Origin of the sequence: uncultured Roseibium sp. (assembly GCF_947499295.1) — a bacterium.
GTDB lineage: Bacteria > Pseudomonadota > Alphaproteobacteria > Rhizobiales > Stappiaceae > Roseibium.
The window spans coordinates 1-709 of the sequence record NZ_CANMNP010000117.1 but is presented as its reverse complement, the minus strand read 5'-3'; the positions used below and the strand labels follow the sequence as shown (position 1 = coordinate 709).

1 protein-coding gene is annotated in these 709 nt (G+C 61.5%); it reads right to left on the bottom strand.

What is annotated here, in order from left to right; translation table 11 throughout:
• Positions 1-246 precede the first annotated feature (246 nt).
• Positions 247-709 (bottom strand): conjugative transfer signal peptidase TraF (gene traF, locus Q0835_RS30035; RefSeq protein ID WP_298967154.1); only part of this gene is annotated, 463 nt, incomplete at its 5' end.

Sequence of the window (709 nt, the reverse complement as noted above, 5' to 3'; positions counted from 1 at the left end):
GCTGCGAACCAAAGTCCAATGCCGATAGCATATTGGGATCCAAAGAAGATGCTTGCGCCCTGCGGCAAGCCTCGTGAAGCTCCGAGGAAGTGCGCCGCGGCCACCAGCGCCGCCACGGATCGGGACGGGGAATAGGCCCAGAAAGCGGGAAACAGCATTCCGGCCGGCAGCAGAAGCACGTTGCCGGACCAGCCGATTGCGCCGGTCGCTATGCCTCCCAGGACACAAAAGAGACCGCGCGCGAATTTAGGGCTGGAAGGTGAGAACTTCTCGCGCCAGGCCGAGAACACCGCTCGCCGGGATGGGTCCAAAATATCTTGAATCATAAGAAGCCACGTAATCGGAATGAACAAAGATATAGCCGGCCGGAACGATGCCCCTGGCATAGGCGGCCAATGGACGCCCCTGCCCGTCCTTCGCCTGGATGGAAGAATGCGCCAGGAGCTCGCCATCGATCGCAACCTGATTGCCCTCGATGGTTACAAGCTGTCCCGGCAAGGCCACAACGGTTTTGATGAGCGGTGCCATGCCGCCGTCGCACAGGCCCGCTGGGAGATACAGCCGATCGCGCGCCAGCTCGATCGCCGGCGAATTCTCCGGCGGACAGATGAACAGAGTGTCCCCCCGGCGAGCTTCCCTGGACAGCTCCTCGATCCGCCAAAGTCCAAGCGGAAAGCTCTGCGTGGTATTGATCCGGTAACCGCCGAGG